This window comes from Haloplanus salinarum, assembly GCF_009762275.1.
In the GTDB taxonomy this organism is placed as follows: Archaea; Halobacteriota; Halobacteria; order Halobacteriales; family Haloferacaceae; genus Haloplanus; species Haloplanus salinarum.
The window spans coordinates 1,206,172-1,228,610 of record NZ_CP034345.1; the positions used below are offsets into that span (position 1 = coordinate 1,206,172).

26 protein-coding genes and 1 tRNA gene are annotated in these 22,439 nt (G+C 71.1%); 12 read left to right on the forward strand and 15 right to left on the reverse strand.

Annotated features, from left to right (window positions below; genetic code table 11):
• Positions 1–29: 29 nt before the first annotated feature.
• Complete coding sequence (locus EI982_RS07515; protein WP_157688997.1) at positions 30–854, forward strand: SDR family oxidoreductase; 825 nt, start codon at positions 30–32, stop codon at positions 852–854.
• On the opposite strand, the gene EI982_RS07520 is transcribed toward EI982_RS07515, so the two are convergent.
• On the reverse strand, positions 846–1,961 hold the full coding sequence (locus EI982_RS07520) for an ArsA family ATPase (protein WP_157688999.1): 1,116 nt from the start codon (positions 1,959–1,961) through the stop codon (positions 846–848). The genes EI982_RS07515 and EI982_RS07520 overlap by 9 nt on opposite strands.
• Positions 1,962–2,041: 80 nt before the next feature.
• On the opposite strand from EI982_RS07520, the gene EI982_RS07525 reads away from it, so the two are divergent.
• Positions 2,042–2,407 (forward strand): DUF7979 domain-containing protein, encoded by a 366-nt coding sequence (locus EI982_RS07525; RefSeq protein WP_157689001.1) that lies wholly within the window; start codon positions 2,042–2,044, stop codon positions 2,405–2,407.
• Between the two features lie 8 nt (positions 2,408–2,415).
• Here the strand turns inward: EI982_RS07525 and EI982_RS07530 are convergent, their stop codons facing one another.
• Entirely contained in the window at positions 2,416–3,516 is a 1,101-nt protein-coding gene (locus EI982_RS07530) for a pyridoxal phosphate-dependent aminotransferase (protein WP_157689003.1), read from the reverse strand.
• Between the two features lie 84 nt (positions 3,517–3,600).
• Here EI982_RS07530 and EI982_RS07535 point away from each other — a divergent pair, with 84 nt between their 5' ends.
• Complete coding sequence (locus tag EI982_RS07535) at positions 3,601–4,107, forward strand: metal-dependent hydrolase (protein ID WP_157689005.1); 507 nt, start codon at positions 3,601–3,603, stop codon at positions 4,105–4,107.
• Between the two features lie 4 nt (positions 4,108–4,111).
• Here EI982_RS07535 and EI982_RS07540 read toward each other — a convergent pair whose 3' ends face one another.
• The 8 genes from EI982_RS07540 to EI982_RS07575 form a co-directional block, all read right to left on the reverse strand.
• Positions 4,112–4,846: a PHP-associated domain-containing protein gene (locus EI982_RS07540; protein WP_157691091.1), complete on the reverse strand. Its 735-nt coding sequence runs from the start codon at positions 4,844–4,846 to the stop codon at positions 4,112–4,114.
• Positions 4,847–4,952: 106 nt separating this feature from the next.
• Positions 4,953–5,390, reverse strand: coding sequence for a transcription elongation factor Spt5 (locus EI982_RS07545; RefSeq protein WP_049936914.1), 438 nt, complete (start codon positions 5,388–5,390; stop codon positions 4,953–4,955).
• Between the two features lies 1 nt (position 5,391).
• Positions 5,392–5,565, reverse strand: coding sequence for a protein translocase SEC61 complex subunit gamma (locus EI982_RS07550; protein WP_157689007.1), 174 nt, complete (start codon positions 5,563–5,565; stop codon positions 5,392–5,394).
• 59 nt (positions 5,566–5,624) lie between these two features.
• The gene (gene ftsZ, locus EI982_RS07555) at positions 5,625–6,794 is read right to left on the reverse strand and encodes a cell division protein FtsZ (protein WP_157689010.1); all 1,170 of its coding nucleotides are present in this window, start codon (positions 6,792–6,794) and stop codon (positions 5,625–5,627) included.
• A gap of 128 nt (positions 6,795–6,922) precedes the next feature.
• The gene (locus tag EI982_RS07560; protein WP_157689012.1) at positions 6,923–8,284 is read right to left on the reverse strand and encodes a D-aminoacyl-tRNA deacylase; all 1,362 of its coding nucleotides are present in this window, start codon (positions 8,282–8,284) and stop codon (positions 6,923–6,925) included.
• Between the two features lie 112 nt (positions 8,285–8,396).
• A complete protein-coding gene (locus tag EI982_RS07565) occupies positions 8,397–9,230 on the reverse strand; it encodes a universal stress protein (RefSeq protein ID WP_157689015.1) in 834 nt (277 codons plus the stop codon).
• A gap of 1 nt (position 9,231) precedes the next feature.
• Entirely contained in the window at positions 9,232–10,560 is a 1,329-nt protein-coding gene (locus tag EI982_RS07570) for a calcium:cation antiporter family protein (protein WP_157689017.1), read from the reverse strand.
• Positions 10,561–10,844: 284 nt separating this feature from the next.
• On the reverse strand, positions 10,845–11,039 hold the full coding sequence (locus tag EI982_RS07575) for an HVO_2922 family protein (RefSeq protein WP_157689019.1): 195 nt from the start codon (positions 11,037–11,039) through the stop codon (positions 10,845–10,847).
• A gap of 98 nt (positions 11,040–11,137) precedes the next feature.
• Here EI982_RS07575 and EI982_RS07580 point away from each other — a divergent pair, with 98 nt between their 5' ends.
• The 6 genes from EI982_RS07580 to EI982_RS07605 all read left to right on the forward strand — a co-directional run bounded on the left by EI982_RS07580 (position 11,138) and on the right by EI982_RS07605 (position 15,714).
• Positions 11,138–11,956, forward strand: coding sequence for a shikimate dehydrogenase (locus EI982_RS07580; RefSeq protein ID WP_157689021.1), 819 nt, complete (start codon positions 11,138–11,140; stop codon positions 11,954–11,956).
• Positions 11,957–12,001: 45 nt separating this feature from the next.
• On the forward strand, positions 12,002–12,511 hold the full coding sequence (locus tag EI982_RS18900) for a helix-hairpin-helix domain-containing protein (RefSeq protein WP_157689023.1): 510 nt from the start codon (positions 12,002–12,004) through the stop codon (positions 12,509–12,511).
• A gap of 6 nt (positions 12,512–12,517) precedes the next feature.
• The gene (locus EI982_RS07590; RefSeq protein ID WP_157689025.1) at positions 12,518–13,459 is read left to right on the forward strand and encodes an aminotransferase class IV; all 942 of its coding nucleotides are present in this window, start codon (positions 12,518–12,520) and stop codon (positions 13,457–13,459) included.
• Positions 13,460–13,511: 52 nt separating this feature from the next.
• Positions 13,512–13,928 carry a Rieske (2Fe-2S) protein gene (locus tag EI982_RS07595; RefSeq protein ID WP_157689027.1) on the forward strand — a complete coding sequence of 139 codons (417 nt, stop codon included), beginning with the start codon at positions 13,512–13,514 and terminating at the stop codon, positions 13,926–13,928.
• Between the two features lie 49 nt (positions 13,929–13,977).
• On the forward strand, positions 13,978–14,424 hold the full coding sequence (locus EI982_RS07600; protein WP_157689029.1) for a hypothetical protein: 447 nt from the start codon (positions 13,978–13,980) through the stop codon (positions 14,422–14,424).
• Between the two features lie 63 nt (positions 14,425–14,487).
• A complete protein-coding gene (locus EI982_RS07605; protein WP_157689032.1) occupies positions 14,488–15,714 on the forward strand; it encodes a BamB-related PQQ repeat family beta-propellar protein in 1,227 nt (408 codons plus the stop codon).
• Between the two features lie 387 nt (positions 15,715–16,101).
• Here EI982_RS07605 and EI982_RS07610 read toward each other — a convergent pair.
• The 3 genes from EI982_RS07610 to EI982_RS07620 form a co-directional block, all read right to left on the reverse strand.
• Positions 16,102–16,176: transfer RNA gene (locus EI982_RS07610), tRNA-Met, on the reverse strand.
• Positions 16,177–16,321: 145 nt separating this feature from the next.
• Entirely contained in the window at positions 16,322–16,780 is a 459-nt protein-coding gene (locus EI982_RS07615; protein WP_157689034.1) for a GtrA family protein, read from the reverse strand.
• On the reverse strand, positions 16,777–17,547 hold the full coding sequence (locus EI982_RS07620) for a glycosyltransferase (protein ID WP_157689036.1): 771 nt from the start codon (positions 17,545–17,547) through the stop codon (positions 16,777–16,779). Before EI982_RS07620 ends, EI982_RS07615 begins: the two co-directional genes overlap by 4 nt.
• Positions 17,548–17,643: 96 nt before the next feature.
• On the opposite strand from EI982_RS07620, the gene EI982_RS07625 reads away from it, so the two are divergent.
• Complete coding sequence (locus EI982_RS07625) at positions 17,644–19,959, forward strand: DUF2298 domain-containing protein (RefSeq protein ID WP_157689038.1); 2,316 nt, start codon at positions 17,644–17,646, stop codon at positions 19,957–19,959.
• On the opposite strand, the gene EI982_RS07630 is transcribed toward EI982_RS07625, so the two are convergent.
• Positions 19,960–20,217, reverse strand: a complete 258-nt coding sequence (locus EI982_RS07630) for an HAH_0734 family protein (RefSeq protein ID WP_157689040.1) — start codon at positions 20,215–20,217, stop codon at positions 19,960–19,962. It abuts the gene before it with no gap.
• A gap of 95 nt (positions 20,218–20,312) precedes the next feature.
• Here EI982_RS07630 and EI982_RS07635 point away from each other — a divergent pair, with 95 nt between their 5' ends.
• Both EI982_RS07635 and EI982_RS07640 read left to right on the forward strand, forming a co-directional pair.
• The gene (locus tag EI982_RS07635; RefSeq protein ID WP_157689042.1) at positions 20,313–21,458 is read left to right on the forward strand and encodes an SPFH domain-containing protein; all 1,146 of its coding nucleotides are present in this window, start codon (positions 20,313–20,315) and stop codon (positions 21,456–21,458) included.
• A gap of 56 nt (positions 21,459–21,514) precedes the next feature.
• Positions 21,515–22,174: a winged helix-turn-helix transcriptional regulator gene (locus EI982_RS07640; RefSeq protein WP_157689044.1), complete on the forward strand. Its 660-nt coding sequence runs from the start codon at positions 21,515–21,517 to the stop codon at positions 22,172–22,174.
• Here the strand turns inward: EI982_RS07640 and EI982_RS07645 are convergent.
• The gene (locus EI982_RS07645) at positions 22,171–22,407 is read right to left on the reverse strand and encodes a DUF7123 family protein (RefSeq protein ID WP_157689046.1); all 237 of its coding nucleotides are present in this window, start codon (positions 22,405–22,407) and stop codon (positions 22,171–22,173) included. The two genes, EI982_RS07640 and EI982_RS07645, sit on opposite strands and share 4 nt — an antisense overlap.
• Positions 22,408–22,439: the final 32 nt, after the last annotated feature.

Below are 22,439 nucleotides of genomic sequence, written 5' to 3' on the forward strand. Positions count from 1 at the left end.
TTAACTGCCGTCGGGCCGAGGGATGGCGTGTGCAACCGAAGACCGTCCTCATCACGGGCTGTTCGTCCGGTATCGGCCGTGCGACCGCCGAGGCCTTCCTCGACGCGGACTGGGAGGTGTACGCCACGGCGCGCAACCCCGCCGACGTCGAGCGACTCGGCGACCGCGGCTGTACCGTCGCGACGCTCGACGTGACCGAGGACGACGACGTGGATCGGGTCGTCGACCGGATCCTCGACGACCACGGACGGATCGACTGCCTCGTCAACAACGCCGGCTACGCCCAGTTCGGGCCCATCGAGGACGTGCCCGTCGAGGCCGTCCACCGACAGTTCGACGTGAACGTCTACGGCGCCCACCGGCTGACACGGGCGGTCCTCCCACACATGCGGCGGCGCCGCGAGGGGACCGTCGTCAACGTCTCCAGCGTCGCCGGCCGCCTCTCCTTTCCCGGCGGCGGCGTCTACGCCGGATCGAAGTTCGCCCTCGAAGCCATGACCGACGCCCTCCGGGCGGAGGTCGACGAGTACGGCGTCGACGCCGTCCTGATCGAACCCGGGCCCGTCGACACGGACTTTACCGACCGGGCCGAGGCGGAAATCGAGGGCGTCGAGCGCTCCGGCGCCTACGAGGACTTCTACGACGTCTTCGAGGACACGCAGGCCATCGGCGGCGGGGGGCCGGGCGCCGTCCAGCCGGAACGCGTCGCCGAGGAGGTGCTGAACGCCGCGAGCGCGACCAAGCCCGCCAGCCGCGTCCCGGTCGGCACGCTCGCCCGGGTGAGCGTCCTCGGGCGGTTCGTCCCCGACCGCCTTCGCGACCGGGCCTTCTCGCTTCTGGACCGGCTAGCGTAGACACGCCGCGACGACGCGGAGCGCCCGCTCGCCGCGCACCTCGTCGGCGAGCAGGGGGACGCGCTTCACGTCGTGGTCGCGAAAGAGGTCGCTCGCCCGGCGGAGCGCCCGCTGTTGGACGTCCCACCGGCGCTGACAGAACTCGCAGTCCTCCAGGTTCGGCGAGACGACCCACTCGGGGTCGACGTCGGCCACGTCCGCCAAGTCCTCCATCACCCGGTTGACCACGACGGTCCGCACGGGGATGGAGAACTCGTCGAGTCGGCGGACGAGGCGCTCGGACTCGACGACGCTCATCTCCTCGGGCACCATCACGACCCGGAAGTCGGTCCGGGCGGGGTCCTGCAGGACGGCCCGGAGGCGTTCGATCCGGTCGCCGAGTTCGTCCAGGTCCGGCGCGTCGGGGTCGTCGCCGCCGACGCCGAACATCCCCTTGAACCCCTCCATCATCCCCGAGAACTTCTCGCGCATCGAGAGCAGGCGCCCGACCATCGAGTCGAGCACCTCGGGCAGTTCGAGCAGTCGCAGGGTGTGGCCCGTCGGCGCCGTGTCGATCACCACCCGGTCGAACCGGGGGTCGTCCAGATACTCCAGCAACTGGCGCATCGCCGCCGCCTCGTCCGCGCCGGGCATCGAGCCGCCCATCAGCGGGTCGACGGCGTCGTCGCCCAGCGCCTCGCCGAGTTCGCCGAGGCCGCCGAGCGGCGCGCCGGCGCCGACGTCGTCGTCCCCGTCCTCGCCGACGCCGATGCCGCCCGCGCCGAACAGCCCCTCCTCCATGGCCGCCTCGGGGTCGATCTCCGCGGCCCACAGCGGATCCTCGTCACGGATGCGCGTCGGCGTCGCGGGGATGTCGACGTCGAGAGTGTCCGACAGGGAGTGGGCGGGGTCGGTCGAGACGACGAGCGTCGCCGTCCCCGTGGCGGCCGAGGCGAGCGCCGTCGCCGCCGCCATCGTCGTCTTGCCGACGCCGCCTTTCCCGCCGTAGAGGACGTACTCCGGTGCGTCCACGGTCTCGGGGAGGTCGGTCGCCGCCTCGACGCCGATCCGCGCGGGACCGTCGTCCTCGTCGACCTCGTCGACCGGCTCCACGTCGAGTTCGCTCATGTCCGGCCCGAGACGGTCCGGACACCTGTACCCGTCGATACGGGGAAGACAGTTCCCGGTGGGCGGCGCACCGATCGCGCATGTCCGACCGTCCCCCCGGGCGAACCGTCCTCGCCGCCGTGGCGGTGGTCTCGCTCGCGACCGCCGGCTGTCTCGGTGCGGGGCCGACCGCGCCCTCGATGCCGACGCCGACGCCGACACCGACACCGACGCCGAGTCCCACCGCCAACACGGACTGTCCGCCGGCGCTGACCGTCTACGAACTCGACGCGGAGCCCGCGGATCGCGGCTCGGCCGTCGCCTACGGGAACCTCACGGCCGCACAGCGCGAGACGTTCGACCGCGCGCGAAACGGGAGCGTGGAGGGCTTCGACTACGCGTGGCACGACGTCGACGTCGTCGTCCACGAGGGAACCTACTATCGTGCGAGCGTCGTCGTCTGTTAGGCCACCGCCTAGAACCCGTCGTAGTCGGCCAGGCGTTCGGCGGCCTCCTCGGCCCGCGGGCTGACGAGCGCGAAGCGGACCCACTCGTCGTAGCTCCCGAACGTGTCGCCGGGCATGCAGGCGACGCCCGCCTCGTCGACGAGGCGTTCGACGTTCTCCAAGGTGCCGGGGAACCCCTCGAAGCGAGCGAAGACGTAGAACGCACCCTCCGGGACGACGTACTCCGCGCCCGCGGCGTCTAGTGCGTCGGTGAAGGCGTCGATGCGCTCGCACAACAGGTCACGCGAGGCCTCGTAATACTCGGGGCCGGTCTCCCGGAGCGCCCGGAGGACGGCGGCCTGCGAGGGGCGGGCGCCCGTCACGTTCACGAGCATGTGTCGCGTGCGGGCGGCGTCGGCGAGTTCCGGGGGGAAGATCCCGTACCCCACCCGGAGGCCGGTCACTGCCATCGACTTCGAGAAGGAGTTGGTGACGACCGCGCGGTCGCCGTCGACCGACAGGGCGCTCTCGAAGCGTCCGGAGAAGTCGTAGTGGTCGTACACCTCGTCGGAGATCAGGACGGCGTCGTGCTCGGCCGCGAGGTCGGCGACCGCGGCCATCGTGTCGGCGTCGTAGACCGCCCCGGTCGGGTTGTTGGGCGTGTTGACGAGGACGGCGGCGGTGTCGGCACTCGCCGCCTCGCGCATCGCCGCCACGTCGAGGCCGCCGTCCTCGGCGACGGGGACGAGACGCACGTCCGCCCCGAGCATCCGCGCCTTGCCCGGGTAGTAGGGGTAGACGGGATCGGTCAGCAGTATCTCGTTGCCGGCGTCGCGTTCGAGCGCGCCCGCCATCGCGAGGTAGTTCGCCTCGCCCGCACCGTTCGTGACGACCACGCGGTCGACGTCGACGCCACGGCGGGCGGCGATCTCCTCCCGGAGGGCGCGCAGGCCGTCGCTCGGCGGATACTGAAACTCCGCGGGGTCGGCGTCGGCGAACTCCCGGAGGCCCTCACGGAGGGGGGCCGGCGGCTCCCAGTCCGGCCCCCCGCTCACCAGGTCGATCACGTCGCGGTCGGCGGCGGCCGCGTACTGCATGACGTGAAAGAACAGCGGCGTGTCGTAGTCCATGCCCGCCCTCCGGACGGGCGTCAAATCCTTCTTTCGCTCTCCCGTGCCGACACGCTTGAGTCGGGGGGCGCCAAAGTCGCCGACGTGAACAAGAAAGGACACGTGCTCAACGCCGCGCTGTTGAGCGTCGGCTTGGGGGTCGTCCTCGCGGCGCCGACGGCGCTCACGGCGGCCGACGCACTCGCCGTCGCCGAAACGATCGCCGAACTCTCCGTGCCCGTGGTCCTCGGGGCGCTCTTCCCCGACGTCGACACCGCTTTCGGCAAGCACCGCAAGACGCTCCACAACCTGTTCGTCCTGGGGGTCGTCGCCGCCTTCCCCGTCGTCTTCGGGAACCTCCAGTTCGTCTGGATCGGCATCGCGACCCACTACCTCCTCGACGTGGTCGGGAGCCGTCGAGGGATCGCCCTCTTCTACCCGCTGACGAGCCAGGAGTGGGGACTCCCCAGCGGCGTGACGACCAGCAGCAAGTACGCGGACCTCGTGACGGTCGTCGTCACGGGGCTCGAGATCGCTGTCCTCGCGGCCGTGCACGTCTACGTGGTGCCCCTGGGGGAGACGGCGGCCACGATGAACGCCCTCCTGACGTGACCGGTCAGTAGACGGCCACGTCGTCGAACCGACCGTCGTACGCGATGTGTCGGGGGTGGGTCGGCTCGGTGCCCGAGAGGAAGAGTCGATCCAGCTTCCCCCACGTGTTCTCGACGCCGAGGTGAGCGAACTCCGCGAGGCCGCGAAGGTGGTGGTCGGCGCCGCCCCGGTGGACGACGCGCCGCGGCGCCCCCGTCCGCAGCGCCTCGACGAGGGCCGCCTCCGAGTCGAGGGGATCCTCGAACCTCGTCCACACCTCGCCGACGGTCCGCCGGAGGTGGGCGTACGACGATCCGAACCCCGGGAGGCCGGTCTCGCGGGCGACCGCCCGACACCGCCGGTTCTGTGGCGGCAGACATTTCGCGTTGTACGTCTCGACGGCGTGGACGGCGTCGGCGTGGGCGGCCACCTCCGCCCGGGAGCAACTGACGTTCAGCATCTCGGGGTGAGGCACGAGGACGGCGGCGTCCTGTCGGTCGAAGGCCGCCAGCGCCCCCTCGAAACTGACGAAATCGGGGACCGGATCCTCGAGGCCGATGGCGAGGAGGTGGCGGCGGGCGTACCACGGTCCGGTGAACACCTCCCGTGCGGGCACGACCAGGAGTTCGTCGTCCGAAAACCGCGCGGCCCGCTCGCGGATGGTCGGGAGGCGCGTGAAATGTGGCGCGTAGACGAGTGCGTCGATGTCGCGGGCTTTCGCCCGCTCGACGACGTCCTCGTCGAGCACCTTCACGTGCATGTCGATCCGGGTCTGCCCTGCCGACGTCACGGGAACACCTGAACGGACGGCGCAGTTAGGGGTTGCTATTCGGAAGACGGAGTGTCGACTCGATGAAAGGAGTGCGTTACCGTTCGTCCGAGTCGAGGACGCGGATCTGGTCGCCGCGGACGGTGACGGGGATGGGCACCGTCGCCTCGTACAGTTCGACGGTCACCTGGTCCTTGCCCTCGTCGATCCGCTGGACGCGGGCCTTCTCGCCTTTGAACGGGCCGGCGATGAGTTCGACGATGTCGCCCTCGGCGATGCCCTCGACGTCCGGGGTGGGCGAGAGGAAATGTTCCACCTCGGTGAGCGAGGAGGTGCCGGGAACGATCGATCGGGCGTGGGGAATCTCGTCCATGACGCGTTCGAGGACGGCGCTGTTGTCCGCCTCGACCATCACGTAACTCGTCAGGGAGTCGGGTGCCAACACCGCGTGCACCTCGTCCTCCTCGCGGCTGGCGATCATGTCCGCGACCGTGCGCTCCTGGCTCGCGGTGGTCTTGACGGCGAAGATACCCATGCTACCCGCCTCCGGGAATGAAGGTCATGACCGCGAAGATGACGAATCCGAGGAGGCCGACGAGAAAGATTCCCGCCCCCGCGACCTTGGCGATCTGCGAGAATTCGTTCCACGACGGCGTGCTCGCCATCTTGAGCACGCGGACGTAGCTTGAGAGATCGTATTTGACGTCCATACCGGGCGATATGCGAGCCGGCTTTTTCTATCTATTGATAAGCCGAGCGCGGTCGGCGGCTACTCCACGTAGTCGATGTCGTCGCCACCGCCGCTCGTCGGCTCCGGCGCGGGCGCGTCGTCGCCGCGGCCGTAGATCTGTGGCGACTCGACGCCCGTGACGACGATCATCGTCCGCATCTTCCCGTCGAGTTCCTCGTCGATGGAGGTGCCCCAGATGATGCGGGCGTCGGGGTCGATCCGGTCGTAGATCTCCTCGACGACGCCCTCGGCCTCCTCGATGGCCATGTCGGTGCCGCCGGTGACGTTGACGAGCGCCGAGTTGGCCCCGGAGATGTCGACGTCGAGCAGGGGCGATCGCAGGGCGGAGCGCACCGAGTCCTGAGCCTTCTGCTCGGAGTCGCTCTCGCCGAGGCCGATCATGGCGACGCCGCCTTTCTCCATGACCGTCTTCACGTCGGCGAAGTCCAGGTTGACCAGCCCGGGTTTGGTGATGAGTTCGGTGATCCCCTTCACCGAGCGCATGAGCACCTCGTCGGATACCTTGAACGCCTGCCGGACCGGAAGCTTCCCGACGGAGTCGAGCAGGCGGTCGTTGGGCACGACGATGACGGTGTCGGCCACGTCGCGCAGTCGTTCCAGGCCCGCCTCGGCGTTGGTCCGCCGGACCTCGCCCTCGGCGGTGAAGGGCGTGGTCACGATGGCGATGGTGAGCGCACCGGACTCGCGGGCCGCCTCCGCGACGACGGGCGCCGACCCGGTGCCGGTACCCCCGCCCAGCCCGGCGGTGACGAACACCATATCGGAACCCTCGATGGCGCCGTAGATGTCCTCCTGGCTCTCGATGGCGGCCTCCTCGCCGACCTGCGGGAGCGACCCCGCCCCCCGCCCGCCGGTCTTCTCCTCACCCATCAGGATCTTCGTGTCGGCCTCCACGTCGACGAGGTGTTGGACGTCGGTGTTGGCGGCGACGAGGTTCGCGCCCTTGATCCCCTCCTCGGCCATCCGGTTGACCGTGTTGCCGCCGGCGCCCCCACAGCCGACGACGGTGATGTCCGTCTGGAGGTCCTTCAGGACGTCTTCCAGTTCCTCGTCGGTCATCTTCCCGGTTCGGTTCTCCGTGTCGGCGGACGTGTCGGTCGCGGGCTCCCGGTCGGCACTGACGTCGGCCGCGGCCCCATCCCCCGGCTCCTCGGCTTCCTCGATTGCATCCTCCACGATGGAGTCCATAGTACGCCAACGCGTTTCGAAGGCAGCCACATTATCTTTCCGCCCGTTGTCACGCACGCGTCTGACGCTCCGCGGAATCGACGTGTTGAACGCGTCACGCGTGCGTCAGACAATGATCAGATTAGAAACTATTCCGGCGGCGCGACGACGGGGAAACGGTCCACCTGCTCGGTGCGGACGACGTCGGGATCGATCCACTCGCCGTCCACCTCGACGGCCTCGCCGTCGGCGAGGCGCCCGAACGCCGGCCCCTCGGGGACGCCGAGGGTGCGCGCGGCCGCCGGGTCGAACGTCTCCGTCCGGGCGACCACCTCGCCGTCCCGCCGGCTCACGTCGTCGTAGTCCGTCCGCAGGATCGCCGCCAACGCGTCGGTCAGCGCCTCGGCGGCCGCCGCGGGGTCGTCGGCCGACAGGGCGACCTGTCCCCGGGGCCGCGTCCCACCCTCGGTCGTCTCGAAGGCGACGGCGACGTCGGCGACGGCGGCCCGCGTCGCCTCGATGTCGACGGCGCTCGCGGCGTCGACCAGTTCCGTCGGCAGGGCCGCGACGACGACGGCGTCGGCCGCGTCGCCCTCGACCCGCGGCACCACCTCGCCGAACCGGAGTCCCTCGGCCACGGGGTCGAGTCGCTCCTCGACGGCGGCGACGACCGGGAGGGGATGGGCGCTCGTCTCCCGGAGCCACGTCTCGGTCACGACCCGGTAGCCCAGGTCGGCGAGGACGTCCGCGAGTCCCGAGCGCCCGCCCTCGACGAGGACGTGGTCGGCGCCGCTTTCCTCGACCGCTCGGCGGAGGACCTCGCGGTTCGCCGCGGGGTTGCCCATCGCCTCCAGGCCCCAGTCGGCGGCGACGTGACCCACCGCCCACGCCGTCTCGCGGACGATTCGGCCGAACCGCGGCGCGTAGTGGCCGCCGCCGAAGCCCGCGATCTGTTTCTCGCGGTCGGCGTCGACACCGCGCAGGTCGAGGACGGCCCGCGCGACGGCGCGGGCCCCCGCCGGATCGGACCACTGGGCCTCGTCGCTCCCGAGTTCGACGAACATCGAGGGGACGCCCACGGCCGTCGGGCCGTGGTGGGTGCATTCGGTGCCCACCTCGTACGCCGGCGGGGCGTGTGCTTCGAGCGCCGAGACGGCGACGGCCGCCGCGTTGGGGCAGGCCCGGGCGAACGCCCCGGCCGTCCCGCCGTACTCCGCCTCGCCGAAGTTGCCGGTGAAGTGGGCGGTCAGGAGCGGCCCCGTCTCCCCCGAGTGCCGGGAGACGACGACCAGGAGGTCGGGGTCGTCGAAGGCGGCGTCCGGGCGGTCGAGGTGGATGTGCAGGTCGTCGAAGGTCCGCAGTTCGAAGCCCTCGGTGTGGTAGTAGGTGCCGCCCCCCTCGCCGTCGGGGCGGCGCTCGTCGCGTCGTTCGGTCCAGTCGGCGAGATCAAGCAAGGCTTCGCCGATGCGTTCGGAGGCGCTGTCGGCGCGGCTGACGACGATGGCGATCACGGCGGAACCTCGCCGTCGATCCCCAAAACCGGATCGGTCCCGGCCGGTCCCCCGGCCGGACCGTCGGTCGTCGCCACCGGCGCAGTCGCCGGCGACAGTCCCCTGGCGCGAATCAGTTCGCGGTGACGACCAGAACCGGCCGGTCGACCGTCCGCAGGACGCGCCCCGCGACGGTCCCCAGTTGCTGGCCGGCGAGGTTCGACTGCCCCTCGGAGGACATGACGACCAGGTCGACGTCGTCCTCGCGGACGTACTCGTCGATGGCCTCGTGTGGCCGCCCGCGGACGACCGACCGTCGGACGTCGAGATCCGAGACGTCGACCGCCGCGACGAGTTCGTCGACCGCCTGATGCCCCCGCGTTTCGAGGCGCTCGATGTACTCGCTGTCGACCCCGCCGGCGTCGAAGACGCCGGCCTCGGCCTGGACGTCCACCACGTTGAGCGCGTGGAACGCCGCGCCGAAGCGACGGGCCAGATCGGCACCGTAGGGGGCCGCCTCCGCGGCCACCTCGCTGCCGTCGGTGGTCACGAGGACGTCCCCGTAGGCGGCTCCCGTCCCGTCGTCGACGTCGCCGGGTGGGACGGTCAGCACGGGCGCGGGACTCCGGCGCAGGACGCGTTCGGTGACGCTCCCGAGCAGTCGCGCCCGGACGCCCGAGCGCCCACGGCGCCCGACGACGACGAGGTCCGCTCCCCGTTCCGCCGCGTACTCGGCGATGGCCCCGGCCGGCTTGCCCGAGAGCAGGTCCGTCTCGACGGTCACGCCCACGTCGGCCGCCAGGTCGGTGACCTCGTCGAGGGTCGCGTTCCCCCGCTCCGTCTCGCCGCCGTAGACGGTGACGACGTCGACCGCGGCGTCGTACCGGGCCGCGAGTTCGAGGCCGTGTTTGGCCGCTCTGTGCGCACAGTCGCTGCCGTCGACCGCGATCAGGATCGTATCGAACATGTCAGTCTGCCCCCCGTGGTCTGTCGTCGCCGACCGAAAAGGCATTTCTCACCGTCCCGGCGGTCTGTGTGAGGATCCCCTTGAGCGCCCGCCGCCGGGCGACGAACAGCCCCGTCCCGAGGACGAGGTAGATACCCGTGAACACGAGTAGGAGTTCGTAATCGGAGATGGGAATCACGAGGACCCCCCGGATGAGCAGGAACTCGGAGAGCACCTGCGAGAGGAAGAGGACGAGCAACACGACGGCCTCGCGGACCGATATCTCGAAGTTGATCAGGAGGGAGATGGCGAAGAAGGACTGCGCGGCGGTCAGCCAGATCTCGCCGGACTGCTTCTGGTCGAACGGGAGCGCGCCGTACTGGCCGAGTGCGAGGGAGTAGACCAGAACGAGCGTCCCGATCAGGAGTGTCCACTGGTTGAGCTTCGAGGAGATGAGCGCGTTGAATCCCGCGGTCGACCGCGCCTTGTTCACCAGATAGACGACGACGATGAGTTCCGGCGACTCGGAGGCCAGGGGGGCGATCCACTGGATCATGAAGAAGGAGGGGACGCCGATGCTCTGCCCCAGTTGTTCGAGCCCGTGAGCGAACGGCTCGACGGCGGTGAAGATCATCAACCCTGAGTAGGCAAAGAGGCCGAGGACCGTCGCCGCGCGGTAGGGTTTCGGGAACGTCTGGAGGTAGGCCGGCACGCCCACGTGTGCCTCGTCGGCCTCGACGTCGCCCTTGAGGACGATGGCGATGTACGCGACGTAGAGTCCCACGAGAACCGCCATGTCGAGGATGTCGATCCCGCCGCCGAGGGGGACGAGGAAGGCCCACAGCGTGGCGAGAAAGAGGAAGACGATTTCGAGGCCGATGTCGCGGTCCAGCGAGACGGCGTCGGCGAGAAAGCCGTCCCGGCTTCTCACCGCGGGGTCCTCCGCCGATCCGTGGCGGAAGACGGTAAAGAGGGCGACGCCGGCCCAGCCGATGCCGATGAGGATGCGGTTCGCACCGGTCATGTTGGCGACGGCGAGGTTGCCCGCCTCGACCCCGCGTTCCGTCCCCGCGAACACGCCGGCGTTCCAGGCGTACAGCGCGTCGACCGCGTACTCCGGGGCGACCGCCAGCACCGCGAGGACGGCGATGGCGAAGGCCCGGGGGACGTCCTTCTCCGCGGTTTCGGCTCCCCACGCGAGCAGGAAGGACGCGCCGAGTACCGAGAGCCCGCTCACGAGGACCGTCACCCCGGTCGAGAACCCGTGGGCCGTCCCAGTCAGGTAACTGACGATCCACGGGAGCGTCAGTGCGAACGCGCCGCCGAGCGCACCGAAAGCCTGTCGGTTCATGGTTCGCCTCCGCCATCCCGGGACGCGACGGGACGTCCCGTGTCGGGTGTCCGAATCATGGAGTCGTGTCTGTCGATACCACGCCCCCGGCTAATAAAACACAAGTTGTCCGCGACACGCCCGATATCCGGAGGTAGAAGCGCCCTCGACGGCCGATGCGGCGAGAAGCGGGGAACCGTGTGAACGTTCGGTAGGGATCCGCTCGGCGCCGAATTCAGCCGTTTCAGGCCGAGAGAGCCGGGTTCGGGGCGGCGAATCGGTCGAACCGGAGCCAGTCGACGGTATCACTCCGCGTCCGTCGCCACGACCGCTGCCTCGGGGGCGCTCGATTTTACGCTCTCGATGCCCCGTTTTGCCCCCTGTTTCGACGCGTACCCCTCGCCGCTGTCGGCGATGATGTTCCCGTTGGCGACGACGAGTCGCCACCGCCACTCGCCGGCCTTGTCCTGATACAGTTCGAACCGCGGTGCGGTTGACATACCGGGCGGACGTACGCGGGGGTGACCCAATAAATCGGCGGCCGTGCTGGCGCGTCGGACGCGGGGGCTTTTCTCCCCCCGCGACGAAGCCGTCGCCGATGCACGTCTACGGACTGATCGGCAACCCGGTCGGCCACTCGCTCTCGCCGCCGATGCACGAGGCGGCCTACCGCGAACTCGACATGGACGCCCGCTACGTCACGTTCGAACCCGCCCCCGACGACGTCGCCCGCGCCCTCGCCGGGGCGGCGGCACTCGGCATCGACGGCCTCAACGTCACCATCCCGTTCAAGCAGGACGTCCTCGAACACGTCGACCCGGACGACCTCGCGGCACGGATCGGCGCGGTCAACACCGTCGACTTCTCCACGTCGCCGCCCCGCGGATACAACACCGACGCCGCGGGCGTCCGCCGCGCCTTCGAACACCACGGCGTCCCGCTCGCCGGCGCCGAAGCCGTCGTCGTGGGCGCCGGCGGCGCCGGCCGCGCCGTCGCCATCACCCTCGCCGAGGCCTGCGAGGCGGTCCACGTCGCGAACCGGACCGTCGAGCGAGCGGCGGAACTCGCGGCCGACGTCCGGGCGGGCGACCCGGACGCCACCGTGACGGCGGGCGGACTGGACACCCTCGGGGACCGAGTACCCGCGGCCGATCTGCTGGTCAACGCGACGAGCGTCGGGATGGAGGAGGACGCCACCCCGGTGCCGGCGGCCCTGCTCCACGCCGACCTGGCCGTCCTCGACGCGGTGTACTCGCCGATCGAGACGCGCCTGCTCCGGACGGCTGCCGAGGCGGGTGCGACGACCATCGACGGCGCGTGGATGCTCCTGTTCCAGGGCGTCGCCGCCTTCGAGCGCTGGACCGGTCGGGACGCGCCCGTCGGCGCGATGAACGACGCGCTCAGATCACGCCTCTGACCGCCTCGCCGGTTTTTAAATATCGGGCGGCCATACGTGTCTTCAATGGGAATTCTGGACACGCTGCTGTCGCTGCTCGGACTGGACGGGTCGTCGTCGAACGACGAGCCACGGGAGACGACCGTCAGCGTCGAACGCGACCGGGTAGAGACCGATTCCGAAGCGGCCGTCAAGGGCACGGACTCCGCCGACGAGGCCGCCGCCGGGACGGAGGCCGCGGCGTCGACGGACTCGCTGGTCGACGAGGACGCCGACGCCGCCGAACCCGCCGAGGCGGCAGGGCCCGACGCGAGCGACACCGAGACGGAACTCGACACGGCGGCGGCCGAATCCGCCGGCGAGACGACCGGCGAACACGACGGGGAGCCGGCGACGACCGGGGAATCGGTCGAGGTCATCAAGGGCATCGGTCCCGCCTACGCCGAACGGCTCTCGGCGGCCGGCGTGGAGTCGGTGGCCGACCTCGCGGCCGCGGACGCCGAGGAACTCGCGCCGAAGGTCGACCTCTCGGCGAAGCGGGTCGGCCGCTGGATCGACCGCGCGAAGGACCGCTGACCGGCGATGTACCACGTCGACGGCCGCCTCGTCGACCCCGACGACGCGACGCTCCCGCTCGACGACCGCGGGGTCGCTCTCGGCGACGCCGTGACCGACACCCTGCGGGTCTACGACGGGACGCCCTTCGCGTGGCGACCCCACGTCGACCGCCTGTTCGGCGCCTGCGAGCGCCACGGGTTCGACCCCGGCGTCGACGCCGCCACCCTCCGTGCGCGCGTCGAGGAGACGCTCGCCGCCGCCGGGCTCGACGACGCGCTGGTTCGGGTCTCGATCACGCGTGGTCGCGGGGGCGCAGGACGCGAAATCGGGGACTGGAACACGGCGGACGGCGACGGCCGGACGGCCGGCTCCGTGTTGCCGGACGCCGACCGCCTGCGCCCCCCGGCCGACCCCGACCCGACCGTGGTCGTGACGGCGACGCCGGCCCCGTCGGCGGACGCGGGGACCGAGGCGGCGCCGCTGACTCTCCAGACCGTCCGCACCCGCGCCATCGCGCCCGACGCGGTGCCGGCGGCGCCGCTCACGCACAACCGACTCGACGCGGTCCGCGCACAGGCCGAACTCCGGCGGGCGGCGCCCCCCGACGGCGGCCCGGCGGACGAAGCCCTCCTGCTCGACGCAGAGGGACACGTCGTGGGCGGGACGGCGAGCGACCCCCTTTTCGTCGACGGCGACGCCGTCCGACTGCCGGCGCTCGGCGACCGACCGGCCCGGACCGGCACCCGGTCGGTCGTCCGCGAACTCGCCGCGGCGGAGGACCTCCCCGTCGTGACCGGCAGCTACACGCCCGCCGACGTCCGCGAGGCCGAGGAGGCCTTCGTCGCGGAACCCAGCGCGGGCGTCCGTCCGGTCGCCCGACTCGACGGCGTCGCCGTCGGCGGCGGCCCCGTCACCGACCTGCTCTCCCGACTGTTCGCGGAGCGTGTCGCGGCGACCCGTGGCTGACGCCGTCCCGGCGACGTGAGGTATAAATTCCGGCGGTCGATATCCGGAGTCGATGGACGCCGACCGACGGATGACGTCGCTCGATTCGGTCCCCGACGACACCACCTTCCTCGTCACCCTCCGTCGTCTCGACACCGGCGAGGAGCGCGAGGCGGTGCTGGTCCGCGTCGCCGACGGGGAGGTGCGCGGCTGGCTGAACTACTGTCGACACCTGTTGGACGTGCGCCTGGACAAGGGCTCCGGCGCCCCGATGCGCGACGGCGAACTCGTCTGTGCGAACCACGGCGCCTACTTCGAGGCCGACTCCGGCTACTGCACGTTCGGTCCCTGTGAGGGCGCCACCCTCGAAGCCGTCGACGTGACCGTCGACGACGGGGCCGTCTACCTGACCGACGACGACTACGCCTTCGTCACGACCGGATCGCTCGACGACGGCGGCCCAGCCTCGTCGTCGAACGTGGAGTTCTGACCGACGACGCCGGCAAGGACTTTTGTCGCTACCGGTCGCACCCCTATCCATGTCCGCCCGGTCCCCCCTCCCCTCCACGGTCCCCGCCACCGTCAGGCGTATCGCCCCCCTCGTCGACGCCCTCGCCGTCCTCGCGGGCGTTGTCGGCTCGCTGACGCTCCTCGGCGACCGGGGGGCGCTCCCCGCCGCCGTCGACCGCCTGCACGCAGTCGTCGCCGTCGGACGGGCTGTCCCGCCGTACGCCCCGCTGGCGCGTCCCCTCGCGTGGGCGGTGCTCGTCCTCGGCTGTTCGCTGCTCGCGGGCTACGCGCTCTGGAGCCGCCGCCGGTGGCTGGTGTGGTCGCTCGCCGGAACGGCCGCCGTCGTCGCCGTGCTCACGCCCACGGCCGGCGGGGTAGCGGTCGCCCCGTTCGCGCTCCTGCTCTCCGTCGCCGCCGGCCTCCGTAGCTTCCGGGCGGGACGGACGACGGCCGAGCAGCCGGACGTGACGCTCTGACTCGGCTCCCGGCACGCGACGACTGTCCCACCTTTTTTGTCCCCGAGTGGGACGTACGGTCCGATGCCCTCCATCACGCGCCGCCGACTCCTCGGGGGAAGCGTCGCCCTCGCGGTCGGCGGCTACGGCGCTTACCGCCTGCACCGCGGTGCGGCCGCGGCGACGTTCGACACTTGGACGCCAGCCCCCGGAACGTGGCCGCTCCGCCGGTACGACCCCGCGAACACCGCGCACAACCCGAGCGCGACGCCGCCGCGGGAGCGACCCGCGCGCCGCGAGTTCACCGCGCTCCCGACGGCTGCCGGACGCCCCTCGCTCTCGCCGCTCGTCGGCCCCGACCACGTCGTCGTCTACGGGTCGGGGCTCGCGGCCTACGCCCGCGAGGACGGCACGGCGGCCCGCACCGTCGAGGCCGCGACGCCCCGCGCCGGGTTCGGCCCCGACGGCCGCCTCCACGCGGTCAGCCTCGACTCGGGCACCGCCACCGATCCCGTAGCCGTCGTCGGCTACGACGGCGCCGACCTGCAAGAGACCTCTCGCAGCCCGGTCGACACCGACGACCCCCGTGGCCTGACGGTCGGTGCGGACGAGGTGTACCTCGGCACCGGGAGCGGGACGCTCCACGGCATCGACGCCGGCGGTGGCCGACGCTGGCAGGTCGACGGTGCGATGCCCGCCCTCGTCGACGGCCGGCTGTACGCCGCGGACGCGCCCCTCGACGGAACCGTCGCCTACGCGGAGCGCACGGGCCGCGACCGGTACCTCCGGCCGGGGCCGCAACGGGCCTGGAGCGCCGGCCCCGTATCCGGCTTCGTCCACGCCCCCGCCGTCGCCGACGGGCGCCTCGTCGTCGGCACCTACGCGGAGGGCGGTGGCGTGGTCGCCGCCCTGGACGCCGACTCCGGCGAGTCCCTGTGGGAACCCCGGCCGCTCGGCGTCGACGTCGCCACGCCGGCCGTCGTCGGCGCTCGCGGCTACGTCGCCGCCGGCACCGACGACCGACGGGCCGGACTCGTCGCGGCGCTCGACCTGCGGACCGGCGAGGCCGACTGGCGCGACGCGGTCGGGTGGCACGCCGTCGCCCCCGCCGTCGGCGGCGACACGCTCGTCGTCGCGGGCGAGGACCGGGAGGACGGCGACGTCGTCGCCGGCGTGGTGCGGGCCTACGACCGCGCCGGGGGCGAGCGGCTGTGGACCCACCGGTTCGAGACGCCGGGCGTCGGCGGCCTGGCGCTCGTCGAGGACCGCGTGTTCGTCGCCGCGGGGTCGTCGGTGTACGAACTCCGGTGACGCGATTCGGTCGACGCCCCGACCCGCGATGGTCTTCGGAGGGGGGGGAGGAAAGACTCGACCGGGGCGGGAGGGGACCGTCCAAATAAAGCCTACACCCGCACCGAAGCCGGTAAACACGTCATAACGATCAGAGTTCTGTCTGTTGGATCAGCCCGAATGTCGTCGAGAACTCCCTCCGGGTACGGCTTCGCACTGTGTCCGTCCCACGACGTGGATCGGATCTACGAGACGTACCAGTACCTCTGAAACGCCGTTTAGAGACGGGCTCCGCGGGAGTTGGCGGGAACCCTGTCGGCGAAGAACCCGTACTGGGCCTTCGAGCGGACGATGGGGATGGAATCGGCGCGCGGCGTCCGTTCCTCGGTCGCAGGTGCCGGCCAAAAATAGCGGGAGGTAGATTTGAACTACCGATCTCCGGGTTATGAGCCCGGCGGAATCTCCTGGCTATCCCATCCCGCTATCGAATTCGAGTCCGGTCGCGGCATTAAGGGTTGTGATTCGCGTGCCGGACGGGGATTCTCGGCGCCCCATACGCACCATCGGAAGTCGGGTCCGCCGGTCGACGGCACGCCGGTCGGCGACCGCCGGGGGACGGTGACGGCGATCAGTCGGCACCGACACGCCACGTGAACAGCCCCTCGGTGAGGTAGTTGAGTAGCATCCCACAGCCGATGCCGATGGCGTTGGCCACCGTCGGCCAGAGGTCCGCGCCGGCGACGACGAGCGTGACGTCCGTCCACGACGTCAGCGCCGTCAGGACGGCGAACCCGACGAACAGGCCGCCCGCTCGCACCAGGTGGGATTTCAGGTAGCGGCGGCCGCGGGGGAGCCACCCGGCCGCCCCGGCCTCCGCGAAGGTCCACCGGTCGTTGATCAGGAACATCAGCGTGATCGACACCTCGGCCCCGACGGCCTTGGCCAGCTGCGGGAGGACGCCGTATCCGGCCGTCAGGACCGCGACGACGACCGTCTCGGCGGTGGCGCCCACCGCGCCCACGGAGGCGAACTGTCCGAACCGGATCCCGGAGTAGAGCTCCTCCAGTTTGCCCAAGCCGCCGTTCATCGGTGATCCCGGTCGACGAGTGCGGGCGCCGAGTCCCGTGACCGGTCGAGCATCTCGTGCAGGCGGTCGTTCCGGAGGAGGCGCGCCCGGTGGCGGGCGACGAGGAGTCCCCGCGCCAGCCGGAGCGTCGTGCCGACGGGGGAGACGGTCGACTCCGGGCGATCCTCCCAGACGACCGGCACCTCGGCGATCCGGCAATCGACCGCGTCGGCGACGGCCAGTAGTTCGATATCCCACGCGAAGCCGGGTTCGTGGAGGTGGGGCCGGATCCGCGTCCAGGCCTCCCGCGTCAGCGCCTTCGCGCCACACTGGTAGTCGTAGAGGTGGACGTCGAGGAGCCGGCGGGCCAGCCACGCGAAGCCGTCGCCGAGGTACCGGCGCGCAACCGTCTGGTGGGACTCGACGGTCGCGTCGGGGTGTCGGCGCGACCCGGCGGCGAGGTCGGTCTCGCCCGTCGCGACCGGCCGGATCACGTCGGCGACGGACGTCGCGGGCGTACTGCCGTCGGCGTCGGCGAAGGCCACCACGTCCGTCGAGAGCGCCTCGAACCCGGCGGTGATCGCCGCACCCTTGCCCCGGCGGGAGGGCGACTCGCCGACGGTGACCGGAAGGGCGTCGATCCGGTCCAGCACGCCGGGGCCGGGGGCGTCGAGTTCGACGCGAATCGTTTCGGGAGCGACCGTCTCTCGGAGGGCGTCGACGTAGCGTTCGAGACGGTCGACGTCCGGGTGGTAGGCGGGGATCACCACCCCGACGGATCGGGACATGGGGAGCCCTTTCGCGACGGGCGTAAAAAAGCGAACGACTTCGACTCCCGGCCCACACCACAAACGGTTTATCGTCGCTGACTCGACTCCGGGTAGATGGAGTACGGGCTCGTCCTCCGCTGGCTGGTCCTCTACGGCGTCCTCGCGGCGCTCGGCCGCCCGCTCGCCGCCCGCCTGTTCTCGACGCTCCCCGGCCGCGGGGTCGGGCTGAGCCTCCCGACGGCGCTTGCCGTCCTCGGAATCACCGTCTACTGGCTCGGCCACCTCGCGTTCACCCCTCTGACCCTCGCCGCCGCCGTCGCCGTCCTCGCCGGTCTCGCCCTACTCGCGGGGCTGGACCGCGACGCGTTCGCCGACCGCCGACTCGAACTCGCCGACGGCGTCCGTCCCGGACGCGAGTGGCGGGCGGCAGCGGCCGTCTTCGTGGTCGCCTTCGCCCTCCTGCTCGCCGTCCGGGCGGTCGACCCGGCGGTCTACCCCGTCGGCGGCGAGAAGTTCCTCGATTTCGGCCTGCTGAAGTCGCTCGACCGCACGACTCGGCTCCCGCCCCAGGATATGTGGTTCGCGGGCGAACCGGTCGCCTACTACTACGGCGGCCACCTCCTGACGGCGACGCTCGCCGACCTCACGGGCACCGCCCCCCGCTACGCCTACAACCTCTCGCTCGCGGGCTTCTACGCCACGCTGGTCACCGCGGCGTACGGCCTCGCCGGCGCCATCGCCCGCGAACGGGCCGAATCGTGGCGGCTCGCGGGTCTCGCCGCTGCCTTCTTCGTCGGCCTCGCGAGCAACCTCGTCACGGCGTCCCGCCTCCTCGTCGGCGCACTCCCCGCCCCCCTGCGGGCCGACGTCGCTGGCGTCGTCGCCGCCCGGACTCGCTACTCGACCGACGCCGTCCTCGCCGGGCTGGACTCCTTCTCCTACTGGACCGCCAGCCGTGTCATCCCGGGGACGATCAACGAGTTTCCCCTCTTCGGCTGGCTGAACGGCGACCTCCACGCCCACATGATGGGCACGCCCTTCCTCCTGTTGGGTGCCGCACTCGCGTTCGCGCTCTACCGGACGCCGGCCGCCGACCTGCGGCGGCGTCGCGTCCTCGCGTTCGTCGCCGTGCCGATCCTGGCGGGGTTCCAGGCCGTCGTCGACACCTGGAGTTTTCCCTCCCTCTTCGGCCTGCTCTTCCTCGCGCTCGCGCTCGGACGCGCCGAGCCGTGGAGCGTCCTCTCGGCGCGGGTGGCCCGGTGGCGTGCCGCCCGCGACGCCGACCCGGCGACTGCCGAACTCGAGCACCTCGCGGGCGCCCTCGCCGTCGCCGGGGTCGCCGGCGCCCTCGGCGGCCTCCTCGCGCTCCCCTTCCTGCTCGGGGCTGCCGGCGGCCGGTCGGTGGCGCTCCTGCCGGCCGCGGAGCGCTCCAGCCTCCCGGCGCTCCTCCTGGTCCACGGCGCCTTCGTCGTCGTCTTCTTCGCGTACCTGCTGGATCGGCTGTCCGTCGACCGGGTGCTGGCGCCGCTGGTCGGCCTCGTCGCCCTCGGCGTCCTCGCGCTGACCGCCGACCTCGCCGTCGCCCTGGTCGTCGGCCCCCTCCTGATCTTCGGCTGGGCCGCCTGCCGCACCGACCGTCCGGTCGGGTTCGAGACGGTGTTGATCGTCGCCGGCGCGGGGCTGGTCGGCCTCGTCGAACTCGTGTACGTCCGCGAACTCGCCGGCCCCCTCCGGATGAACACGGTGTTCAAGACGTACGCGCAGGTGTGGGTGCTGTGGGGGGTCGCCGCCGGCGTCGCCCTGCCGGCGTTCGTCCGGTGGCCCGGCGGCGTCTCGGTGCCCGGGACCCGCAGCCGCTGGCTGCGCGCGGGGCTCGCCGTCGTCGTCGTCCTCGCGACGGTGCCCTACGCGGGGCTGGCGCTCTCCGCGCACTTCGACGGGGCGGCCGAGCCGACGCTCGAGGCCACCCGATTCGTCGAGCGGGAACGCCCCGAGGAGGCCCGCGCCATCGCCTACGTCGACGGCCTGTCGGGACAGCCGACCCTGCTGTCGGCGCCGGCGACGAGCCGGTACCCCGGGCCGGAGCGCGACTCGCCGGCGCCGCCCGGGATGTACGGCTGGCAGTCGAGCCCGGCGGCCAGCCTCACCGGCGTCCCGACCGTCGCGGGCTGGCACCACGAGGTCGGCTATCGCGGCCGGGAGCCGTACCTCACGCGGGTCCGGGCCGTCGACGACGCCTACACCGGGCCGCCCGAGCGGACGGTCGCCGTGCTCGAACGCTACGGCGTCGACTACGTCTGGGTCGGGCCGGCCGAGCGAGAGCGCTACGGCGAGGTGTCCTTCACCGACGTCTCGGGGGTGACGCCGGTGTTCGAGAACGAGGCGGTGACGATCTACCGGGTCGACTCGGCGGAACTGGGCGTCGCCTGATCAGTCGCGACCCCGAGAGACCACGTCGAGGGCGTCGGCGTCGACGGAGTCGACGTCGAGCCAGTGGGGGACATACTGGCGCTTCGCGAAAGCCTCCCGCTCGTCGGGCGTGCCGATGGTACACCAGAGCTGTACCTCGTCGGGGCCGTGGTAGTCGCCCTGCCGCTGGATCGAGAAACAGACCTGCTCCTCGCCGTCGTACTCGATGACGGCGTCCTTGCGGATGCCGGGGTCGCCCCTGACGATGAGCTGTTGCATGGGCGTCGCTTCGGACAGTCCGGATTTAATCGCTTCGATGGGTGTCGAGGGGTACCGTGCGAACCCTTTTGCCGACGTCACCCCAACTCGATGCCATGGCCCCCGTCGCACTGCAGTTGATCCCAGGCCTCGGACCGCTCCTCGTCGGCGTGCTCGTCCTGTTGCTCGCCATCGTCACGGTCTACCAGATGGTCGAGATCGTGGACGCCTACGAAAAGAAAGCACTCACCGTGTTCGGCGAGTACCGCCGACTGCTCGAACCGGGGATCACGTTCATCCCTCCGTTCGTCTCACGGACCTACGCCTTCGACATGCGGACCCAGACCCTCGACGTGCCGCGCCAGGAGGCGATCACCCGCGACAACTCGCCGGTGACCGCCGACGCCGTCGTCTACATCAAGGTGATGGACGCCAAGAAGGCGTTCCTCGAGGTCGACGACTACAAGATGGCGGTGTCGAACCTCGCCCAGACGACCCTGCGCGCGGTGCTCGGCGACATGGAACTCGACGACACGCTGAACAAACGTCAGGAGATCAACGCCCGCATCCGGAAGGAACTCGACGAGCCGACCGACGAGTGGGGCGTCCGGGTCGAGTCCGTCGAAGTGCGGGAAGTGAACCCCTCGAAGGACGTCCAGCAGGCGATGGAACAGCAGACCTCCGCGGAGCGTCGCCGCCGGGCGATGATCCTCGAAGCCCAGGGGGAACGGCGGAGCGCCGTCGAGACCGCCCAGGGTGAGAAGCAGTCGAACATCATCCGCGCCCAAGGTGAGAAACAGAGCCAGATCCTCGAAGCGCAGGGTGACGCCATCTCGACCGTGCTGCGCGCGAAATCCGCCGAGTCGATGGGCGAGCGCGCCATCATCGAGAAGGGGATGGAGACGCTGGAGGGCATCGGTCAGGGCGAGTCGACGACGTTCGTCCTCCCGCAGGAACTCACGTCGCTGGTCGGCCGGTACGGCAAGCAGTTGACCGGCAGCGACGTTCAGGACACCGAGGGCCTCGACTCGCTCGACTTCGACGCGGAGACCCGCGAGCTGATCGGCCTCGACGACATCGAGGAGATCCTCGGCCAGATCGACGAGGCCGCGGAGATGGACATCGAGGAGCTGGAGCAGGAGGCCGAAGCGATCAAGTCGGGCGCGGGGACCGACATCAAGAGCCCGGACGAGGTGGTCGAGGACGCCGAGGACGCGGAGGTCGCCGGCTCGGGGGCGGAGCCCGAACCCGAGACGGAATGACCCGCTGACCGCCGGGGCGGTACCCTTTAGTCGCCAGCAGCCGAGTGTGCGAGTGGATGCCCAACGGGGACCGGGGAGTCGACGAGGACAAACGCTCCACGTTGCGGCGGTTCGCCGCGCTGGGAGCGGCGACGCCGCTCGCTGGACTGGGGAGCGGCGAGGCGGCCGCGCGGTCGTCGGCCGACGGCTCCGACGTTCGCGACGCCATCCTCGGCTACGTGAGCACGACTCCCGGAGCGCACTTCTCGAAACTCCGCGACGACCTACAGTTGGGGACGGGGGAGACACAACACCACCTGCGCCGACTGCTGGACGACGGCGACGCGGCCGGCCGGCGGTCCGAGGACCCCGCCATCGTCTCGCGGCGCGACGGCGACTACCGTCGCTTCTTCGTCGCCGACCGGTTCTCGACGTTCGAGCAGGTGGCGCTCGGCTACCTGCGCCGGGAGACTCCCCGGGGGATGTTGCTGACGCTACTTCGTCACCCCGACGCGACCGGAAGCGCGGTGGCCGACGCCATCGGGGTGTCGCGGGCGACGGTGAGCACGTACGCCTCGGAGCTCGTGGACGCCGGACTGCTCGCCCGTGACGACGGCTACGTCGTCGCGCGCCCGGAGACGATCATCACGCTCCTGGTGCGGTACGCGGACTCCTTCGACGCCGAGGTACGCGCGTTCGCGGCCGAGGCCGACGACCTGGTCCGGTACGATCCCTAAACGTCGACCTTCCAGGTCGTCCCCGAGGAGTACCCCCACTTCTCGACGGTCACGTCGAACTCGCCGGTTCGGATAGCGGTCATGTTCGCCCCGACCTCCTTGGCAGTCATGCCGAGTTCCGACGCGATGAGTCGGGACTTGAAGTACGTCTCGTCCGTGGCGTGTTCACGCAGGTACGCGAGGATGCGACGCTGTTTGTCGGTGAGGTCGTTGCCGGCGGCACTCGTGCTCATACCCGTACGGTGGGGACCGTCGATAATAGGGG